Below are 1685 nucleotides of genomic sequence, written 5' to 3'. Positions count from 1 at the left end.
GTATGTGTCAAGTAATCGTTGGCACTTTTTCTTATTTTTTAATGTCAGTTTATTTATCTTATTTTCAGATAATTCGATCTGGACTTTATCTGATCATTTTATATTTCTTTTTAACAGAATGCTCTTGCAAAGGCTTTTCTCGATGCTGTCCGCATTGCGTCCAAAAGTGGCATATGATGCGTAATCGTCTCTACATACGGATTCCCTTTTCCATCTTTCTTTGGCGCTCTCGCCGCGCTCAGCGTTTTGATGATTTCTTCCATCTGCATGGTGAATACGAATCCATCCGTATACCGTTCGATTGTACCGATCAGTTCCCTGTTCTCTTTCCGGTACAGGGCTTTCGCCATGTTATTCGCCCCATGCACGGACCATCTCATCCTCCGGTGCTTCATCCGCATGGTGATCGCCGTACAGTTCTGGTTCTCCTGCACTCCCATATTCTTATACACGATCCCCTCCGGTGCTTCAGGCAGCTCAATCCCTCTTTCCCGGTACGGGATCAATCCCTCCCGGTTATTCCCCAGATACTTGTATAGTTCCCTTGCATTCCTGCTCCCTTTTTCTTTCGGATCATCACTCTCTATGCTGTCGGCATAGACCTGGATATATTCCAGCATTTCATCTACTTTCTTCTGCTCCAGAAGTTCTTTGATCTGTTCCTGGGCTTCTGTATCCCGGATCTTCTTTTTGATCTCCTTATAGATGTGGAACCGGTCCAGCTGGAAGAGGGCATCCGGATCATAGATCTCTTTAATCCAGCTTCCTCCATCTCCGTTTAGAATCCGCCGGCCAATCTCATCTGCATCGTAAATCTTTTCGATCAGCGCCTCCCGTTTTTGATGGAACCGGCTGCTTTTTTCCATTCCGACCAACATCTTCTTATTCACCAGGCGGCTTCTTTTCGGGCTGTCTTTGTCCCATCCTTCATACATCGTGAAAACCTTCAGCTCCTGTTTTGGCGCCTTCTTATGCCCGGAATCCTGCATCCTTAGCCATACGCCATCCATTTCTTCGAAAAGAATCCCGACTGCCTTTTCTCCTTCTGCCTGGTCTGCTTCCATCTGCTTTACCGCGTAGTCCTCTTCTTCGCTGATTCGTTCCCCCAGCTCCTGGATTAGGTTCCAGACACCTCCATGGCTGATCGTCTGTCCGCAGGTATCACTGATCACTTCTGCGCTGACACGATATGGGGATTCCGTTACAGTCAGTGCAATCTTTTCTGCAAGATTGGTAGAGATCAGCCCGATCTTCTCCATCTGCATCGCCTGATCCAGAAGGTAAATATGGGCAATCCTTCCGTCCTCCTGTGCTGTCCGGTAGACTCTTCGGGAATAGGTCACTTCCCCATATACGGTTTTGATCGAAGTTTCCCGTTTCCCTTTGTCTCTGTATAACTTTTTGTCTCTCTCTTTGGCCAGCTCATCATCGTAGTTTTCCAGAATGACCTGGGTGATCATCCTGCCCAACTCACAGACATACGCAAAAACTTTCTGCTCCAGGGTCTTGAAAGATACCAGCTTTTCTTCTACAATAGATTTCATCATACAGTCTCCTTTACGTGTTTTATTTCGCAACTAACATCATAAAGAAAAACTGTATGATTGGGAAGTAGGGATTTTCTCTGCTTCCCTTTTTATTTAGGAAGAATTCCTATCTTTGCCAATAATAATTATACACTAACT

At 45.6% G+C, this 1685-nt stretch carries 1 protein-coding gene; it reads right to left on the bottom strand.

Annotated features, from left to right (window positions below):
* Positions 1-110 precede the first annotated feature (110 nt).
* A complete protein-coding gene (locus tag LKD70_RS18420; RefSeq protein ID WP_265104948.1) occupies positions 111-1547 on the bottom strand; it encodes an ISLre2 family transposase in 1437 nt (478 codons plus the stop codon).
* Positions 1548-1685: the final 138 nt, after the last annotated feature.

This window comes from Ruminococcus turbiniformis, from assembly GCF_020687545.1.
GTDB classification, from domain to species: Bacteria; Bacillota; Clostridia; order Lachnospirales; family Lachnospiraceae; genus Mediterraneibacter; species Mediterraneibacter turbiniformis.
This window is presented reverse-complemented; position numbering and strand designations above follow the sequence as displayed.

Coding starts and splice junctions, on each gene's coding strand:
- LKD70_RS18420 (WP_265104948.1), bottom strand. CDS start 1,547: ATGATGAAATCTATTGTAGAAGAAAAGCTGGTATCTTTCAAGACCCTG.